At 70.9% G+C, this 17,393-nt stretch carries 15 protein-coding genes; 11 read left to right on the forward strand and 4 right to left on the reverse strand.

Annotated elements, in window-relative coordinates; genetic code table 11:
- The first annotated feature begins 351 nt into the window (after positions 1–351).
- From N5I75_RS15180 to N5I75_RS15220, 9 genes are all read left to right on the forward strand, one after another.
- Positions 352–519, forward strand: a complete 168-nt coding sequence (locus tag N5I75_RS15180) for a hypothetical protein (RefSeq protein WP_476677772.1) — start codon at positions 352–354, stop codon at positions 517–519.
- A 338-nt stretch (positions 520–857) separates the two neighbouring features.
- Complete coding sequence (locus tag N5I75_RS15185) at positions 858–2,327, forward strand: radical SAM protein (RefSeq protein ID WP_476677773.1); 1,470 nt, start codon at positions 858–860, stop codon at positions 2,325–2,327.
- Positions 2,328–2,420: 93 nt separating this feature from the next.
- Entirely contained in the window at positions 2,421–4,352 is a 1,932-nt protein-coding gene (locus tag N5I75_RS15190) for a carbamoyltransferase C-terminal domain-containing protein (protein WP_476677775.1), read from the forward strand.
- A 49-nt stretch (positions 4,353–4,401) separates the two neighbouring features.
- Complete coding sequence (locus N5I75_RS15195; RefSeq protein ID WP_476677777.1) at positions 4,402–5,304, forward strand: phytanoyl-CoA dioxygenase family protein; 903 nt, start codon at positions 4,402–4,404, stop codon at positions 5,302–5,304.
- Positions 5,297–6,616, forward strand: coding sequence for an MFS transporter (locus N5I75_RS15200; RefSeq protein ID WP_476677779.1), 1,320 nt, complete (start codon positions 5,297–5,299; stop codon positions 6,614–6,616). Before N5I75_RS15195 ends, N5I75_RS15200 begins: the two co-directional genes overlap by 8 nt.
- Before the next feature lie 3 nt (positions 6,617–6,619).
- The gene (locus tag N5I75_RS15205) at positions 6,620–7,555 is read left to right on the forward strand and encodes an NAD(P)/FAD-dependent oxidoreductase (protein ID WP_476677780.1); all 936 of its coding nucleotides are present in this window, start codon (positions 6,620–6,622) and stop codon (positions 7,553–7,555) included.
- A gap of 45 nt (positions 7,556–7,600) precedes the next feature.
- Entirely contained in the window at positions 7,601–8,518 is a 918-nt protein-coding gene (locus tag N5I75_RS15210) for an SGNH/GDSL hydrolase family protein (RefSeq protein WP_476677782.1), read from the forward strand.
- A gap of 229 nt (positions 8,519–8,747) precedes the next feature.
- Positions 8,748–10,631 (forward strand): carbamoyltransferase family protein, encoded by a 1,884-nt coding sequence (locus tag N5I75_RS15215; RefSeq protein ID WP_476677784.1) that lies wholly within the window; start codon positions 8,748–8,750, stop codon positions 10,629–10,631.
- Positions 10,609–10,833, forward strand: a complete 225-nt coding sequence (locus N5I75_RS15220) for a hypothetical protein (RefSeq protein ID WP_476677786.1) — start codon at positions 10,609–10,611, stop codon at positions 10,831–10,833. The genes N5I75_RS15215 and N5I75_RS15220 overlap by 23 nt, the downstream gene beginning before the upstream one ends.
- On the opposite strand, the gene N5I75_RS15225 is transcribed toward N5I75_RS15220, so the two are convergent.
- Entirely contained in the window at positions 10,814–11,440 is a 627-nt protein-coding gene (locus tag N5I75_RS15225) for a class I SAM-dependent methyltransferase (RefSeq protein WP_476677788.1), read from the reverse strand. The genes N5I75_RS15220 and N5I75_RS15225 overlap by 20 nt on opposite strands.
- A 610-nt stretch (positions 11,441–12,050) precedes the next feature.
- On the opposite strand from N5I75_RS15225, the gene N5I75_RS15230 reads away from it, so the two are divergent.
- Positions 12,051–13,217, forward strand: a complete 1,167-nt coding sequence (locus tag N5I75_RS15230) for a sensor histidine kinase (RefSeq protein WP_476677789.1) — start codon at positions 12,051–12,053, stop codon at positions 13,215–13,217.
- A 44-nt stretch (positions 13,218–13,261) separates the two neighbouring features.
- Complete coding sequence (locus tag N5I75_RS15235) at positions 13,262–13,873, forward strand: response regulator transcription factor (protein WP_476677791.1); 612 nt, start codon at positions 13,262–13,264, stop codon at positions 13,871–13,873.
- Between the two features lie 70 nt (positions 13,874–13,943).
- On the opposite strand, the gene N5I75_RS15240 is transcribed toward N5I75_RS15235, so the two are convergent.
- The 3 genes from N5I75_RS15240 to N5I75_RS15250 all read right to left on the reverse strand — a co-directional run bounded on the left by N5I75_RS15240 (position 13,944) and on the right by N5I75_RS15250 (position 17,311).
- Positions 13,944–14,567 carry an NADH oxidase gene (locus N5I75_RS15240; RefSeq protein WP_476677793.1) on the reverse strand — a complete coding sequence of 208 codons (624 nt, stop codon included), beginning with the start codon at positions 14,565–14,567 and terminating at the stop codon, positions 13,944–13,946.
- Positions 14,568–14,768: 201 nt separating this feature from the next.
- Complete coding sequence (locus N5I75_RS15245) at positions 14,769–17,120, reverse strand: TOMM precursor leader peptide-binding protein (protein WP_476677795.1); 2,352 nt, start codon at positions 17,118–17,120, stop codon at positions 14,769–14,771.
- The gene (locus N5I75_RS15250) at positions 17,117–17,311 is read right to left on the reverse strand and encodes a hypothetical protein (RefSeq protein WP_476677797.1); all 195 of its coding nucleotides are present in this window, start codon (positions 17,309–17,311) and stop codon (positions 17,117–17,119) included. Before N5I75_RS15250 ends, N5I75_RS15245 begins: the two co-directional genes overlap by 4 nt.
- Between the last annotated feature and the right edge of the window lie 82 nt (positions 17,312–17,393).

Below are 17,393 nucleotides of genomic sequence, written 5' to 3' on the forward strand. Positions count from 1 at the left end.
CCGGCCACGGCGACTGTTCGCGGGGCCCGAGTTCGTGCGCCTCTCCGCCCCGCCCGCCGAGTTCAGCGGCTCCTGGCCGCGCCCCCTTCTGGCCGGAATTTGTCTCGCTCCGAGTCGTACGGGGGAACCGGAAGGGATCGACCGGCCGTCGCGCCGGAATTCCGATCAAGAAATGCAGCGGCTCGAAAGCCGGATCGACCAGGGCTCATCCGGAAAGCGGAAAGATCTGTTCCGCGAGGTAAGCCGTGCGGCGGTCCGTTGATCGAGCATGTCCTGATCAAGACTTATCGGCCTCTGTTTTCTTCTGCTTCAGTAGAAAGCGTTGTGTCCCGTAGCTAAAGAGGAGGCCACATGGCCGAAGTCAGGAAGGTCGTCCGCCCCGCGGTCACGGCGTCGTCGCGACCCTGCGCGTTCGTCTCCCCGGACAAGGGCAACGCGCCGACCATCACGCCCGTCCGCAAGCAGGCGGGGGTTGACGCCACCCCTGCCGAGCAGCGGAAAGAGTCCGCCTCCGCCTAGGCGCTGAGGCTGATCCGGGCTCCGTCCGGTTGGCCGGGCCCCGGGCAGTCGCGCGGACCGAACCCGACGACAGGGTCGGTCCGCGTCCCGAGGGCCGCCCGGCCGAAATCCCCTTCGCCGAAGCCGTGTGACGCCCCGCCGTACTTCGCGGCCGGGCCGTCGGACACGGCCGTGCCACGCACCGTACCGAAAGCCGTGAGACGCAGGGAGAAGTTTTCAGCATGCAGAATTCGGTGTATCAGGCCTCGCGTTATGTCCGCACTCTGCGTGCCTCGGGTGACCGGGATTTCACGTCTTTCGGAGGGCGCCTCAATTCCTATGAGGGCGACGCACGAACCATGGCCTTTCATTCGCTGTACGGGAATGCGCGGATCATCGACAAGGACGTGGTCGAACTCCTGCGGGATGCTTCCCAGGGCCTCAGCGTGGACCGGCTGCGGGAGCGGATCGACGAGGATGCGCTGCGCGACCTCGTGGAGGCGCGGTTCCTTGTCGAGGCGGGGCACGACGAGGCTCAGGAGATCGACGGCCTGCTGGAGAGCCGGAGGGACGTGCTGGACACCGGCGTGTTCCACTCCTCCATCCAGCTCGTGCTCACCAACGCCTGCAACTTCTCCTGTCAGGGCTGCTTCGCGTACAACTTCGACGGCGGTGTGGAGGAGCGCAACACCTCGGGCGAGTCCGTGAAGCCCGGCCCCGTGCTCGTGGAGCTGCGCCGCTCCCGGGAGGACGCATCCGGTCCGGCCCACCAGGACTCGGGGCCCACGCTGGCGAGCGGTGACTGGAACCACGGCTCGGACGCCGGCCGCAACCCGTCGATGCACATGTCGCGCGAGGTGGCCGAGAAGACGATCAAGGAAGCCATCGCGCTGCGCAAGGCCAATGGAGGCGGCCATCTGACCGTGTCCTTCTTCGGCGGTGAGCCCACACTCGCCCGGGGGACGATCCTGCACGTGCTGCGCACCTTCGGCGACAGCCACGACGGGGTCACCTTGTCCTACGACCTGACGAGCAACGGCTCCCGTATCGACGACGAGCTGTTGGCCGCACTCGCCGAGCACCGGGTCGACACCACGGTCTCCATCGACTACCTGGTGCCGGAAACCGGTGAGTTCCGCGGCGGACAGCAGCAGCGCACTCCGTGGCCGGTGGTCCGCAAGGCGATCCTGGACATGAAGGCCGCGGGTGTCCCGGTCAGCATCACGACGGTCCTCTCCCAGTACACCTGGGAGAAGTGGGGCAATCCGTTGATCGACTTCGTCGCCGAGGCGGGTCTGGACGCCCTGGACGTCATCGTCTCATTCCAGGCCAAGGAGTTCTTCCAACAGCACAGCCCGCACGACGTGGCACAGCGGCTGCTGGCCGCGGTCGACTACGGACGCGAGCGCGGAGTGCAGCTCAGCGGCTACTGGTATCAGACCTTCCAGATGATCATCGACGAGGCCAAGTGGGCATCGCAGGCCGACTACAAGACATGCCCGGCGGTCGGCCGGCAGCTCTCCATCGAACCCAACGGCAGTGTCTTCGCCTGCAAGGCCACTGCCCGCGTGCTGGGCACCATCGACGACTGGCAGGGCATCTTCGCCTCCCCCGCCTACCAGGACTACGGCATGCGCGCCTACACCAACGGACCGGGTTGCCAGGGCTGCGAGTTGCAGGGGACGTGCTCGGGTGGTTCGGCGGGCGCACTGGAGGAGGAGAACGGCTCGATCCAGGTGATGTCCCCCGGCTACTGCGCCTACATGCGCGAGGTGGTGCAGGGGCTCCTGGAGCGGCACCACGCGCAGAGCCTCGCCGCCCTGTCGTGAGCGGACCCCGGAGATGTCCCCGGCGGCCCGCCACGAGCGGGCCGCCGGTCCACGGGTCCCCCGCAGCCGGCTGAAACAAGAGGTAACAGGCTCATGGCAACGATAGGTATGCACTTCGGCCACGACGCGGGCGCCGCCCTGACCGACGCGGACGGCTACCTGATCATCGAGGCGGAACGCCGACTGCAGCTGCGCCACGTGTGCGGGGGCAACGGTGACTTCCCACAGGCGGCGGCCGGTTGGCTGGCGGAGCTGCGGGAGCGGGCGGCGAGCCCGGTGACCCGGGTCGCGGTGGCCGACTGGTACACGCCCGTGTGCCGGGTCCTGCCGCCGGCGCTCGTCGAGTTGGTCAACGAGGACGCACGCTGGACGGCCACGGGCGGGATCGGTCTCGCCGACGCGGTGACCCGGGTGATCAAGCCGGTGGACTGGCCGCTCGCCGAGGGGCTCGGCGACATCACGCTCGTCGCCGTACGCCACCACTACGCACACGCCGCGCTCGCTTACTACACCTCCGGTGCCCGTAAGGCCCTGGTGCTCGCCCTCGACGGGACGGGCAATTACGCCGAATGCGGCATGGTCTGTCTCGGTGACGGCGACCAGCTCACCCCGGTGATGTCGTTCACCAACCGCGGCGGCCCGCGCTTCGGTCTGGTCTACGAGGCGCTGGCCCGGCGGGTGCACGGCAGCCAGTTCGACACCGGCAAGCTGCTCGGCCTGGCCGCGACCGGCGAGAGCGACGCCTCACTGTTGCCGGTGCTGCGCGCCATGGTGGTCCCGCAGTCCGCTCGGCGCGCCGCGCCCGACCTGTACGAGCAGTTGGACGAGGACCGGCTGACCGGCTCGGCGCTGCGCTACGCCGACACCTGGTGGGAGTACGACCCGGTCAGCGGCGGCTATCTGGACGCCGGCCTCGCCGATTCCTCGGACGACGACGTGGTGCACTCCTTCGGCTCCGTGTTCCCCGACGAGATCCGCACCGCGGACGGCCGTACGACCATGGTGGGGACCTCGCCCGAAGAACGGGTCTGCAGGGATCTCGCCGCCACCCTGCAGTCCGCCGTGGAGCGGGACCTCACCCGGCTGGCGACCGGCATCAGTCGGCGCTTCCCGAGTTACTCCACGCTGTGCTACGCGGGCGGTTGCGCACTCAACATCACCGCGAACAGCCGCCTCGCCGAGTCCGGGCAGTTCACCCGGGTCTCCGTCCCGACCTGCTGCGACGACTCGGGCATCGCGCTGGGCGCGGCACTGGCCGTCGCGGAGCCGTCCGAGCGTCCGGCTCTGGCGGGCCGCTCGGGCTGGGCGCGGCTTGCGTACGCCGGGCCACCGCTGGAGGGACTGGACGAGCCGCCACGGCACGGGCTGTCACCCGCCCGCGTATCCGAGACCGCGTCCGGGGAGGGAGCGGGTGCGGGCCCGGTCGACGGCCTGGCCACGCGGCTGGGTGCCCGGGGGCTGTCCGCTCGTGCACTCGCCGACGACGACGCACTGGTACGGGCGGTCGCGGACCTGCTGGCCGAGCGGCGCTGCTTGGCCTGGCTGGAGGGCGGCATGGAGACGGGGCCGAGGGCGCTCGGGCACCGCTCGCTGCTGGTGTCGGCGCACTGGGACGGCGCCCGCCGGCACGTGTCTCAGACGATCAAGGGACGCGAATGGTTCCGACCGGTCGCGCCGATCTGCCCGGCGGAGGTCGCGGACCGTTACTTCACCGGCCCCCTGGACCACACCGAGAGCATGTTGTTCGCGGTACGGGTACGGCCCGAGGAGTCCCACCGGCTCGCCGAGGTGCGGCACATCGACGGCACGGCCCGCCTGCAGACCGTACGGCAGGACACCCACCCGCTGCTGCACCGGCTGTGCCACGCGGTCGGCGACCGCACCGGGCTGCCCGTCCTCATCAACACCAGTGCCAACGGAGGCGGCATGCCCATCCTCAACCACCTCGACGAGGCCCTGAAGCTGATGGCGGAGACGGAACTGAACGCCGTGGTACTGCCCGGACGCCGCCTGATCGTCGAGTGATCCCCGCCCACCAGATCCTGTACAGGCGTCGTTCCCTTGGAGAGTGCACGTGCCCGCGACCCAACTGCGCGACATCCGCAAGACCCAGCCGCTGCGTGTCCTGTCCCCCGCCGACTGGGCCCAGTGGACCGAGCAGGGCTATGTGATCGTCCGTCAGGCGGTGGCGCCCGAAACGGTCGCCGCGCTTGTGGACGGCCTGCGATCCTTCCTCGACATGCGCCCCGACGACCCCTCGACCTGGACGTCGCCGCATACCGGCAACGACCGGCTGCCCGGCCACAGCGGACTGGTCGAGATGTACAACCACCAGGCCCAGTGGGACGTGCGCCAGACACCGCGCGTGTACGAGGCGTTCACCGACATCTGGGACATGGACGAGCTGTGGGTGACCATCGACTTCGCCAACGTCAACCCGCCCAACCGGGGCGAGCGGGCGTTCGGCGGGTTCGTCCACTGGGATGTGGACACCTCCGCCGACCCACTGCCGGTGAGCTGTCAGGCCGTGCTCTCGCTCACCGCGGGCGACGAGGACATCGGCGGCTTCCAGTGTGTGCCGGAGATCTTCGCCGAGTGGGAGAAGTGGGTGAGCCGGCAGCCCGCCGAGCGTGACCCGTTCACACCGGACATCACCGGTTACTCGATCACCACCCCGGAAGTGGCGCCCGGCGACCTGATCATCTTCAACAGTCTGCTGCCGCACGGTGTGCACCCGAACATCTCCGAGCGGCGGGTCCGCATGGCGCAGTACCTGACCATGGCGCCGGCCTGGGAGGAGAACGCCGAACTGCGCGAGGCCCGGGTGCGGTTCTGGCGAGACCGCGTCCCGCCGCACCCCCCGGAGGGCGGCGTCCGCAAGGAGGAGGCAGAGCTGTACGGGCCGGCGCGGCTGACGGAGCTGGGCGAGCAGTTGCTGGGACTGCGCAGGTGGCATGAGGGTGGCGTCGTTGGCTAGCACCGCGCCACAGAGCACACGCACCGCTGGACGGCCGGACCTGGGCCGCCCGTTCCGCTGGCTGCTGGCCTCGGCGGCGGCGTCCAACGCGGGCGACGGCATCACACGGACGCTGCTTCCGCTGCTGGTCGTCGCACAGCACCCCGATCCAGCGGCGGTCTCCGGTCTGACCGCCGTGAACATGTTGCCGTGGTTGCTGTTCGCGCTTCCGGCGGGCGTCCTGGTGGACAGGGTGGACCGACGACGCCTCGTGCTCAGCAGCAACGCGGTCCGGGCCGTGGCGCTGGCCGGAGCGGCGTTCGTGCTTGCGCAGGACCGGCCGCTGGTCCTGCTGTACGCGCTCGCGTTCGTGCTGGGCATCGCCGAGACACTGGCCGACACCGCCGCCCCCGCGATGCTGCCGCGCCTGGTCGACGAGCGGCATCTGGAGCGGGCCAACGGGCGTCTGTCGGCGGCGCAGATCGTGCTCAACGAGACGGCCGGGCCGCCTGTGGCGGGTCTCCTCGCGGGGCTGACCGCCGCGGCGGCGCTGGCCGCGGGCGGAGCGCTGTACGCGCTGGCCGCGCTGCTCCTGCTGGGCCTCGCACCGCTCGCCCGCACCGGGCGCGCACCGGAACCGGACGGGGCACGCTCCGCAGAGGCGCGCGGGGAAGGTCGCGGCGGTGTGCTCGGGGACATCCGGGAGGGCGTCGGCTTCGTCCTGCGCCACCGCACCTTACGGCTCACGCTGGCCGCGAGCACCCTGTACGGACTGGTCTTCTCGGCGACCTTCTCGATGCTGGTCCTGCTCAGCGACCACACTCTGGGGCTGAACGGCGCCGGTTACGGACTGCTGCTGGCCGCCGGGTCGCTGGGCGCTGTCGTGGGCAGCTGGCTGGCGCCCCGGGCCGCTGACCGGCTGCCCACCGTACCTCTGGCCTTCTGGTCCCTCGCGGCGTCCGGGGCCGCGTACGTCCTGCTGGGAGCGGCGCCCGACCCGGTACTCGCCGGGCTGGCGCTGGCCGTCAACGGCGTCTTCATGATGGGCTGGAACATCCCGGTGATGTCGCTACGCCAGCGGTTGACACCGGAGAACCTCCAGGGCCGGGTGATGAGCGTGTCCCGGTTGTGTGCCTGGGGCGCCATGCCGCTCGGCGCGCTCCTCGGCGGGCTGCTCGCCGAAATCCTGTCCGTTCCGGCGGTGTTCGTCGTCTGCGGCACCGTCCTGGCCGCGGGTGCCCTGCTGCTTCTCGCCCTCCTGCATGGCTCCCCGGCCGCGCCCGGGGAACATCCGCGTCCCGATCCGCATACAGACCTTTCCGACAAGGGGTGACCATTGGACACGCAGCTCTACGACACGGTGATCGTCGGGGGTGGCCCGGCCGGCTTGAACGGAGCCCTGTATCTGGGCCGTTCGCGCCGCCGGGTGCTGCTGATCGACTCCGGCGACGCACGCAACATGGCGGCCGGGGTGATGCACAACGTGCTCACCAACGACGGCGTGAGCATCGCCGACTTCCGGGCCCGCTCCCGCGCCGAACTCGCCGAGTACGACGTGTCGTTCCGCGACGACGAGGTGGTGTCCGCGGCCGGCGAGGACGACCACGTGGTGGTCGCCACCAAGGAGTCGGGTACATTCCGCGCCCGCACCCTGCTGTACGCGGCCGGCGTGCGCTCCGTCCTTCCTCCGGTGCCCGGTATCGCGGACCTGTGGGGCAAGAAGGTGTTCGAGTGTCCGTACTGCCACGGCTGGGAGGTCCGCGATCGGACCATCGCCGTGTACGGAGGTGGGGAGCCCAGCGAGTGCCTGGCGTCGCTCCTCACGGCCTGGTCCGGTGACATCACCTACCTCTCCGACCGTCGGGAGCTGCCCTCGGAGGAGCGGGACCGGCTCACCGCGGCCGGGGTTCCGGTCCGCGCGGACAAGGTGGCGGCGCTGAAGCCGCACCCCGAGGGGGTACAGGTCGAGTTCGCGGACGGGGACGGCGCGCGCTACGGTGCGCTGTTCCTGCATCTCGACATGGAACCCCGGGTGGAACCCCTGCGCCCCTGGGTCGAGGCCCCGGACCTGGAAACGGTGCAGACCGACGACCGCGGCCGCACCAGCGTCCCCCGCCTGTACGTGGCCGGCGACCTGGGACGCACCATGCACCAGGCGGCGATGGCCGCGTCCAGCGGCGGACTGGCGGCCATGGCCATCAACAGCGATCTGGTCCGCGAGGACCGGCCCGGCTCTCTGCCCGCGCCGCCGCCTCCCACCCCTGCCCCCTGACAGCAGCCCGCCCTCCACCGCGCACACCGACGGGAGCACCGCACGATGACGTCACCCCGCGCCATGTACACGCCGCACATGGAGCACTACACGTTCGTCCTTGAGGACCAGCCCTATCTGGGGTACTTCCAGTACGGCGGTGAGAAGTCGCCCGTCCACAGCACCGACCGGCACGGCTTCCGGATCACGCCTGGCCCGGACGGGCAGCGGGCCACGGTCGGCGACGACCGGCCCGAGGGGCCCGCGCGGGTGCTGGCGGGCAGTTCCGCCGTGTTCGGCGTGGGGGCCACCGGGGACGCCGCCACCATCAGCGCACGTCTGTGGAACACCTACGCACCCCGGCTGCCGTGGCTGAACATCGCTGGCCAGAGCCACAACTCGGCGCAGGAACTGCTGCTGTTCACCCTGTTCCAGCACGAGCTGCCGCCCCTCGAGGACATCGTGCTGCTGTCGGGGGTGAACAACCTGGTGCTGAGCCGGTTGCCCGAGGAGAAGCAGGGCCGCCACGGCGCGTTCTTCGACTGTGGTCCCGCCCCGGACGTCGTGCCCCCGCCGGACCGGAGGGTCGGGCATGCAACGGAGCTGACCCTGCGCCACCTGCGCGGCTGGAAGGTGCTTGCGGACGGCCTCGGGGCGCGGCTGACGTTCGTTCTGCAGCCACTCGCGCCGTGGGTGCGCGAGAACCCATTGCCGCGCGAGAAGCTGCTCTTCGAGGAACTCGACGAGGTGTCCAACTTCCGCCGGTTCCACAACGACATCTCCACCATGGAGGTCGGCCGCTCCTACGCGGAGCGGCTCGCCGTCGGATGCGCCGCGCTGGACGTGCCGTTCCTGGACATGAACGTGGCGCTGGGCGAGGCCGCCGCGCCGGAGGACTGGCTGTTCATCGACCGGGTGCACTGCACGGACCAGGGCTACGACCTGGTTGCCCGGCAGCTCGCCGACCGTCTGGACCTGGCATGAGGGGGCCCGGTGAGAGCGGGGAACACGGAACCGACGGAACCCCGGCGGTCCGCCGCCTCGCGTCCTGGCTGCGTGCCCGGAGCCGCGTCGAGCGGCCCTCCGGCGCCCCGGACCCGGCCGAGCCCCCGGTCGCGCCCGCGGCGGACCGGACAGCCGAACGGCTCCCGACGCCCCCACGGATACGTCCGCAGCCAGAAGACGACGCGTCCGTCTACCCGTTGTTCTGACCATGAGGAAGCGAACCGGCGAAGGCCGGACAGACCGTGCGGGCCGGGACGGTCCGGTATTGGGAATCTCCGCCTACTACCACGACAGCGCGGCGGCCTTGGTGTGCGACGGCGCTCCGGTGGCCGCCGCCCAGGAGGAGCGGTTCAGCAGGCGCCGCCACGACGCCGGTTTCCCCACCCAGGCCGTCGCCTACTGCCTGCGGGAGGCGGGTGTGCGCCTGGACGAGCTGGCGGCCGTGGCGTTCTACGAGGACCCGGCGCTGAAGTTCCGCCGGGTGATGGCCACGTGGCTGGCGACGGCGCCGCACGGCTTCCCCGTTTTCCGCCGGGCCTTCCCGCAGTGGGCCGGCTGGAAGCGGCACGCCCTGGACGACGTGCGCGCGCGGCTGCGCGCGCTGTCCGGCGGGCTGGCGCTGCCGCCGGTGGTGGCGCACCGGCACCACGCCTCGCACGCCGCGTCCGCGTTTCTGCCCAGCCCGTTCCCGTCGGCGGCGGTGCTGTGCGTCGACGGTGTCGGCGAGTGGGCGACGACGACGCTGTGGCACGGCCGGGGCACCCGGCTCGTCCCCCTCGCCGAGCTGCGCTTCCCGCACTCGCTGGGCATGCTGTACTCGGCGTTCACCCACTTCTGCGGCTTCAAGGTCGACTCGGGCGAGTACAAACTGATGGGTCTCGCCCCGTACGGCACGCCGCGCTGGGCACCCCTCATCCGGGAACGGCTGATCGACGTGAAGGCGGACGGTTCGTTCCGCCTGGACCTGCGCCACTTCACGTTCCAGTACGGCCGGACCATGACCGGCCGGGCCTTCGAGGAGCTGTTCGGCGGAGCTCGACGCACCCCCGAAGGGCCCCTCACGGAGCGGGAGTTCGATCTCGCCGCCTCGGTCCAGGCGGTGACCGAGGAGGTGGTACTGCGGCTGGCCCGCACGGCGCTGGAGCGCACGGGCGAGCGACGGCTGTGCATGGCCGGGGGTGTGGCGCTGAACTGCGTGGCCAACGGACGGCTCATGGACGAGGGCGTCTGCGACGAGCTGTGGGTGCAGCCGGCCGCCGGGGATGCCGGCGGCGCGCTGGGCGCGGCCCTGGCCGAGTCGCACGGCCGGGGTGCGCCGCGCGCCCATGTGCGGCGCGGCACGGACGCGATGGCGGGCGCACTGCTCGGGCCCGCGTACGGCGCTGAAGAGGTAGCGGAGTTCCTGGACCGGGGCGGCCGGCCCGCCGTACGCCTGCCCGAAGCGGAACTGGTCGAGCGGGTGGCCACCGAGTTGGCGGCGGGGAAGGTGGTGGGTTGGTTCCAAGGGCGCATGGAGTTCGGTCCGCGCGCGCTGGGCAACCGGTCGATCCTCGCCGACCCGCGCGATCCCGCTACGCAGTCCACGCTCAACTTGAAGACCAAGTTCCGGGAGTCCTTCCGGCCCTTCGCCCCGGCGGTGCTCGCCGAGGACGCCAAGGACTGGTTCGACCTCGCCGGGGAGAGCCCGTACATGCTGCTGACCGCGCAGGTCGCGGCGGCACGACGCCGGGCGTGCGAACCCGAGGCGGAAGGGCTGGCCCCCATGGACCTGCTGCGGGTGCCGCGCTCGACGATCCCGGCGGTGACGCACGTGGACGGGTCGGCCCGGGTGCAGACCGTCACCGCCGAGCACAACGCCCGCTTCCACGCGCTGCTGAACGCGTTCCGCGACCGGACAGGCTGCCCGGTGCTGGTGAACACCTCCTTCAACGTGCGCGGCGAACCGATCGTCCGTGACCCCGCGGAGGCGTACGCCTGCTTCATGCGCACTCGCATCGACCTGCTGGTGCTCGGCGACTTCCTGCTGGACAAGCGGGACCAGCCCGCGTGGCGGGAGGAGGGGGACTGGCGTGCCGCGATCCCGATGGACTGAGCGCCTGGGCGGACTGGGTCTGGCCGCGCTGTACTTCGGCGTGCTGACCCCGGTCGGATGGTGCGTCCGCGCGGTGCGGGACCCGCTGCGCCGGTCGTGGGACGCCGACCGCGCCGGCTATCTGGAGACCCCGAAGCAGGGCCGGGCCGGGCGGCGACGGGGGCGCGGGACGGCGCGCGTGTTCAGCGGCCCCCGGGCATGACGGCCGAGGTGGCCACCACGCCACGGGTGCCCAGGACGTGGACGCGGGAGACGACCCCGGTGAAGCCGTTCGCGGTGGCCCAGGCATCGGCCTCCTCGGTGCTGCCCGGGATGGGGACATCCGCCGCGAGGAGCGCGGAAAAACGTTCGGACGGCCGGAAGCGGGTGGCCAGCGGGAGCGTGAACCCCACCCGTCCGCCCGGGCGCAGCGCGCGTCGCCAGTCAGCCATGGCCCGGCCGCCCAGGAAGTGCAACGAGGAGGCGCAGAGGATGACGTCGAGGGAGTGGTCGGCGACCGGCAGCGGCACGGCGTCCGCGAGGCGCCAGTCGATCGCCGTGCTCAGCATCGGGGACGCGGCCCGCGCACGCCCCGCCTCGATCATGCCGGGCGACATGTCGACGGCGAGAACCGGCGGCGCCGCGGCGGGACGGCTCCGCGCGAGCTGCAGGGCCACGGCGCCCGCTCCGCAGGCCACGTCGGCGACGGCGTCCATCGGGCCGGGGCCGACCAGAGCCACCAGGAGCCGCGCGACCTCCTCGTGGTGCTCGTGGTCGTAACCAGGGGCGAGATCGTCGAAGACCCCGGCCAGGGTCGCGCGCTGCGTCACCGGGCAATCCTAACCGCGGCGGGGTGTCGGGCTCGGCGGCGAGCCCTGGAGGCAGACCAGGGACGGGCAGTCATGTCCGTATGCCCAGATCCACAGATCAATAGGGCGCTGAATACATGTCGCTCAGCATCCAGGCTCAGCAGTGTGCATGCCTGTGGGGAGCGCTGTCACCTTCCGTCCGATCTGGAGCGCCCCCCAAGCCCGGCCCTCAGCCGGGGTTTGCGAAGACGCCCTCTGACCAGCACCGAAAGGCGCTGTCGCACGGTTCAGCAATTTTCGACGTGGCAGCCTTGACCGCCGATGATCCCCTCGCGGGCGCCCTGCCTCGCGTGGCCGGGCGGAGCGGTCGACGCCCGGCTCCTTCCACCGCCGGTGTCCATGGCGCGGTCGGCGAAGTGGCGGAAAACCATCTTCATGCGACGGCGCCACTGAGCGGTGTCATCTGCCCCCTCCGGATTGCTGGTGCAAGAGTTTATGATCCCCTGGTGTTCGACGAGGTTCGAGAGCCAAGACCGGTACCACGGGACGAGTCCGCAAAGGCCCAACAACCATGCCTCCAGATCCAGTTACCCGCGCCCGGGACAGAACCACCGGGTCCACGTCCGACTCGATGGAGTTCCCCGCCCCTCGCCTGGCACGGATCGTCCTCACCGTAGCGCTGCTCAGCTACCTCGGGGTCACCGTCGTCAACCTCGTGGGGGTGCTGTCCGACCCCGCACCCTTGGCCTCGTCCATCCTCTGCCTCGGGTGCATCTTCCTGCTGCAGTTGCGCCACTCCGGGACGGGAGCGCGGCACGCGCCGGCTCGGCACAAGGCAGTGACCCTCTCCGCACAGGCGGTTCTGACCTATCTGCCGATCGCGGCCTTCCACTCGCAGTGGGGGGCGATGGCAGGTTTCCTCGCCGGCTCCCTGCTGCTGCTCCTGCCCGGCCGGTGGGCCTGGCCGCTGTACGGCGTCGTGGGGCTGACCATGCTGATCCCGCCGACCATCGACCGGCTCTCCGTACAGGAGACCGTCTATCTCTGCCAGTCGACGCTGCTGACCGGGCTCGTGGTGTACGGCCTGTCCCGGCTCGCCGAGCTCGTCCAGGCGCTGCACGAGACCCGTGGGCAGCTGGCCGGCATGGCCGTCACCGCGGAACGGCTGCGCTTCGCCCGGGACCTGCACGATCTTCTCGGATACGGCCTCTCGGCCATCACGCTCAAGAGCGAGCTGATCCACCGGCTCATCCCCGCGAATCCCCAGCGCGCGATGGAGGAAGTGGACGAAGTGCTCGTCATTTCCCGGCAGTCGCTCGCCGACGTACGCGCTGTGTCCAGGGGGCTGCGCGAGATGTCCCTGCGGCAGGAGCTGGGAGCGGCCGGCTCCCTCCTGGAAGCCGCGGACATGGATGTGCGGGTCGAGGCCGACATCGACGGACTCGACCCCCAGGTCGGCTCGGTCCTCGCCGCCGTCCTGCGCGAAGCCGTCACCAACCTGCTGCGCCATTCCAGGGCAGCCGTGTGCCGGATATCGGTGGCGCAGGAGGCCGAGTGGATACGTCTGACCGTGTCGAACGACGGGGTCGACCCCACCTACCGGAACATCTCGCCGCACAGCGGCAGCGGGTTGGGCAACCTGGAGGCCCGACTGCGCGCCGTATCGGGGAAGTTGGTCACCGTGATGGGCCGCGACGGTACCTTCGAGCTCGTCGCCAAGGCCCCGCGCCGCCTGGTCCCTCAGCCCGCCGACCGCACCGACGTGGCAGCCGCCGGGGCCGAGTACCGCGCGGTCTGACCCGGCCCGCCCGGCTCCACCGACCCGAGAGAGGAAGGTCCTGCATGGCGATCCGGATCCTGCTGGCCGAGGACATGAACATGGTGCGCGGTGCACTGGTCGCCCTGCTGAATCTGGAGAACGACCTCGACGTCGTCTGCGAGGTGGAGCGGGGCGACCAGATCATGGCGGGCGCACTGCGGCATCGGCCGGACGTCGCCATCATCGACATCGATCTGCCGGGCATGGACGGACTGACCGCCGCCGCCCAGCTGCGGGAGCGGCTGCCGGAGTGCCGTACGCTGATCCTCACCAGCCTCGGCCGTCCCGGCACACTGCGCCGGGCACTGGCCGCCCAGGTCTCCGGCTATCTCCTCAAGGACGCCCCTCCGCAGGAACTGGCCGCAGCCGTACGAAAGGTCGCCGCGGGCCAGCGAGTGATCGACCCGCAGCTCGCGATATCCGCGTGGAACAGCACGGAGAGTCCTCTCACGCCGCGCGAGACGGAGGTCCTGCAGCTTGCCGCGGAGGGCCTGGAGCCTGCCGAGATCGCCAAGCAGCTGCGGCTCTCCCTGGGGACCGTGCGCAACTACCTCACCACCTCGGCGACCAAGCTCAACGCCCGTAACCGCGTCGACGCCATCAAGATCGCACGGGACGCCGAGTGGCTCCTGTGACTGACCGGACACGACGCGGTCCGGCTGCGGTGAACCGACCGGGCCCCACGCCGCCGTACACCGACCGGGTTCAGCGTTGCGGTGGGCCGACCCGCACGAGCATGCCCGCCGCTGCCAGGTACTGGAGAACACTGCAGGTGACCTCGCGGGGCAGCGGTAGAACCTCGTACACCGTGTCCGGCGTGATCGGGCCGGCCAGCATGGAGACGACCCACATCGCCTCGGGGCGGTGCAGGATCACCCGGTGCCCTGCACCGCGCCGCTGTACGAGGAATCCCTTCCCGGCCAGGGTGATGGACACCTGGCGTGGCAGCCGGACGGGGCCCGCGGCGGGCAGCGGGTGCAGGGCGAACGGGGCGGGGCGCCCCACCGGGCTTGCCGAGAGCAGCGGCCCGCGCAGGTCGGCCATGCCCAGTGTCCGTACGACCAGGTGGGACAGGCGTTCCAGCGTCGGCTGCAGCGTCAGGAAGATGACGGCCCCGGAGGCCGAACTGTCCCGGTCGGGCTGCACGTTGCTGAGCAGGACCGGTCCCAGTTCCATCCGGGACAGCGCTTCTCGCACCAGGTCCGGCACCTGTTCGAGCCGGTCTGCCCCCCAGGGGCTGCGGAGAACTATGTCCTCTCCGGCGCCCTCCTGCGCGAGGACGACATCCTCCCTGAGGGACCAGAGGTGCACCGTTTGTCTGTCGTTCATGCTCCCCATGGAGATCCCTCGGCTTTGCGTGATCTTCCGATCGAGTAGGGGGTTCGCGGTCAACGCCGCGACAGATATGGATTCACCTCCCTCCCCTGAGCGTTACATGGACCTCTGCTCGCGATGTCCCACAGCGATCCGGACACCACCACCCAGGTGGAACCAATAATTCCGCCTTTGGAAGGTACCGCAATCCGGGGTTCAGACGAAGAGCGGGATCGGGTTCAACTCCGCGTAGGGCAGCCGGGTTACGCGCCTGCCCAGGGCGACCGGAACATCGAACAGCCGCCCAGGGGCGAACCGGGCCCAGAAGTGGCGCATGCCGGGGACGATGACCTTGAGGACGGGCAGGTCGACGTCGGGGCGGGTCTGGTCGAGCACCAGCAGATCCATACCGTGGGCACGGACGACCTCGGTGATCGTGGCCACGTCGTCGCCCAGGTCACCGCCCGGCGTGTACGCCCAGCGCTTCGGTCCGCACTCGGGCCGCACCGGATCCGGCACGAGGTAGGGCTGATCGACGAGGGTGGCGTGCCGCCACCAGTCGAGCACCTCCACGTCATCGACGCGATACCCGGAGCCGTCCGGGGTGACGTCCGCGACGAGGGGCAGCAGTTGACCCATCTCGGTCAGCGCCCTGCGCAGCGCAAGACGGGGATCGAAGTGCGCCCCGAACCCGAAGACGATGTCCTCGGCCGGCTTGTCCGTGCGCCGGGACAGGGCGGCGATCACCGGGAACCCGAGGTCCGAGGTGAGGTCGAGTGCCCACACCTCGCGGCGCAACGAGCGATAGCCCTCGACCAGGCGGGCGATGCCGGGCTCGTCGAAGGCGTCGAGAGCGACGGCCGGCTGCCGGGTCCGGTTGTACCACCAAAGGGCCACGGCGTCCCGCTCGACCACCTCGAAGAACCCCTGGATCAGGGCGTCTTCGGGGCTGCTGCCCGCAGCGTTGCCGTTGGAGTCCGCGAACAGCCCGTCGCGGGCGGCCCGTTCGCTGTAGTAGAGCATGGAGGTGGGCAGCAGGCGCCGGGTCTGTCCGGTGAGCGACCACACGGGCGTCCACTCCGTGGTCGCGTACTCGTCGAAGCGCGTCGGTACGTAGCTCATCCGTGAACCCGCGGAGTTCCAGGTGTCGCGCTGGCGCAGTTGTCGCTCGTCGTAGAGCTGGCAGGCGTTGGGGTGCACGGCGACCGGGGCCAGGTCGGCGTAGGCGCCGTACACCACGGGTTCGTCGCCCTGCCGGGTGCCGCTGTAGCGTTCCACCGCCTCACCCAGAGCGCTGGTGCGGGCCTCTTCCTCGGTCAGGCCCTTGCCGCCGCTGAGCGAGCGCAGCCCGGCCCGAAGCCCGGCGAGCGTGGGGCTGCGCATGGCGAGGTTCTCGCCCGCGAGGAAGGCGTGGACGAAACCCGGGGCGCCGGGCGGTCGGCGAATCTCCTTGACGATGCCGGTGACCGGATCGACCAACCTGCCGTGACGCTCCAGCATCTGCGGGGGCGTGAGCGCCCGGTGCCCGCCCGCGTCCTGCGCGGCCTTGAGCCGCGGACGCGGTACGAACGGCCGCTGGACCTGGCGGGCGACGAGTCCGGGGTCACCGCAGGCGGGGCACTGCGGCCGTCTGGCCACGGGGTGCAGCGAGCTGCCGAGCTCGATGGTGTCGAGGACGTGCACGGCCCGCTGTGCCGGATTGCGCACGCCGGCCAGGTATTTGGCGGCTTCGAGCGCGGCCAGCCGGAGCGTCACGGAGCGGCCGACCGGGAGCATCGCCGACGGGCGTACCGCGGGGGCGTCGGGGCCGAGCACGCGCCTGAGGGGCTCCTCGGTCTGCCGGTGGCCGCGCAGCCGGTGTGCCAGGCAGTTCCAGCACGGTCCGCCGTCCGGTTCCCCCGCCGGGAAGACGGGACCGACCCAGGAGGCCGTGGACCCTGCCGAGGCGAGCAGCCAGGGCCGTCCGGCGGCGCGGTGCTCCGCGTCGATGTCCCGCAGGCGGGGGTCGAGGTAGTCGTCGCACAGGACGAGGGTCAGATCTGCACCCTCGTGCCGTGCCGCGGGCGTGAGGCCCGCGGCACGGCACGAGTCATGTGCCTCTTCCAGGCCGGTTCCGGCGGGGGGATCGACCAGAAGGACGACCCGGACGAGGCGCCTGGCCAGGTCACGGGGAACCTGGCCGCCGTCGAGACCTGCGAGGTCCCAGTAGGCCTCGGCGGCTGGATCAGTACGGGGAAGGGCCGCGGGCACCGCGGGTTTGAGGCGCAGCAGACCCGCGGCATCGAGTGCGTGCAGGGACTGCAGTACCTCGTCCGCGCTGAGCGACTCGGCGGCTTCCCGGACGACGGCGGCCGGCGTGCGGCTGCCGTCCAGGAGCGGTACGAGTATCTCCGCGGGGTCTCCGTGCAGAGCGGTGACCCCGCGGTGCGAAACCAGGTAGGCGGCCTCCCCCGGGACGATGACGGCTCGCAGGTGACTCTTAAAGCCGACGCGATCCCCGCCGTCCCGGACGCCGGGTCTCAGCGCGTCCTCGCCCCCGGCGTTGATGCCCTCCCCCGTGATGCTCATACGTCGAGCGGCATGGCCGTAGCAGTGGGTGTGGCGGAGGGTGCCACGAGTACGCAGATGCTGAGGAGGGCCGCTCCCCGCTCGGGTGTCACCTCAAGACTCTCGATCACGAGGCGGCTGCGCCCGGAGGGCTGGGCTCCCGGGGCCGACGGATCGGTCGAACGGGCCTCGCAGGCAACGGAGTTCGTCATGGTGTTCTTTCCCCTCTCGATGTGCAGGTCGGTGATGGCTGCGATTCTGTCCGGCTCGGAAAGCGGCGGACAGTGTCCGCAT

Source organism: Streptomyces sp. R818, from assembly GCF_056172735.1.

Excerpts from the sequence above, each read along its gene's own strand:
- N5I75_RS15240 (WP_476677793.1), bottom strand. The coding sequence starts at position 14,567 with ATGAACGACAGACAAACGGTGCACCTCTGGTCCCTCAGGGAGGATGTC.
- N5I75_RS15190 (WP_476677775.1), top strand. The coding sequence starts at position 2,421 with ATGGCAACGATAGGTATGCACTTCGGCCACGACGCGGGCGCCGCCCTG.
- N5I75_RS15230 (WP_476677789.1), top strand. The coding sequence starts at position 12,051 with ATGGAGTTCCCCGCCCCTCGCCTGGCACGGATCGTCCTCACCGTAGCG.
- N5I75_RS15180 (WP_476677772.1), top strand. The coding sequence starts at position 352 with ATGGCCGAAGTCAGGAAGGTCGTCCGCCCCGCGGTCACGGCGTCGTCG.
- N5I75_RS15215 (WP_476677784.1), top strand. The coding sequence starts at position 8,748 with ATGAGGAAGCGAACCGGCGAAGGCCGGACAGACCGTGCGGGCCGGGAC.
- N5I75_RS15250 (WP_476677797.1), bottom strand. The coding sequence starts at position 17,311 with ATGACGAACTCCGTTGCCTGCGAGGCCCGTTCGACCGATCCGTCGGCC.
- N5I75_RS15210 (WP_476677782.1), top strand. The coding sequence starts at position 7,601 with ATGACGTCACCCCGCGCCATGTACACGCCGCACATGGAGCACTACACG.
- N5I75_RS15185 (WP_476677773.1), top strand. The coding sequence starts at position 858 with ATGGCCTTTCATTCGCTGTACGGGAATGCGCGGATCATCGACAAGGAC.
- N5I75_RS15245 (WP_476677795.1), bottom strand. The coding sequence starts at position 17,120 with ATGAGCATCACGGGGGAGGGCATCAACGCCGGGGGCGAGGACGCGCTG.
- N5I75_RS15235 (WP_476677791.1), top strand. The coding sequence starts at position 13,262 with ATGGCGATCCGGATCCTGCTGGCCGAGGACATGAACATGGTGCGCGGT.